The sequence below is a fragment of the Paraburkholderia sp. SIMBA_030 genome, assembly GCF_046535245.1.
Lineage (GTDB): Bacteria > Pseudomonadota > Gammaproteobacteria > Burkholderiales > Burkholderiaceae > Paraburkholderia.
Map to the genome: position 1 here is coordinate 1 of NZ_JAWRXB010001366.1, position 245 is coordinate 245.

At 37.6% G+C, this 245-nt stretch carries 1 pseudogene; it reads right to left on the bottom strand.

The features are described from left to right. Positions 1-6: 6 nt before the first annotated feature. Positions 7-245 (bottom strand): annotated as a pseudogene (locus SB772_RS44500) (phosphoserine transaminase); the annotation flags it as partial.

The following is a 245-nucleotide window of genomic DNA, read 5'->3' on the forward strand; positions in this document are numbered from 1 at the left end:
TATGACTTATGCATGCTTTTTTTCAAACGCTATCATAAAATCAACCAATTGCTGTACCCACTCAAATGGTACGGCATTGTAGATACTGGCTCGCATACCGCCTACATCACGATGACCTTTTAGATTTAACAAGCCAGCTTTTTCTGACTCTTCTAAGAATACTTTATCAAGGCTGCTGTCTGCTAAAGTAAACGGCACGTTCATGATAGAACGATACTTAGAATCTACTGGATTATTATAAAAAC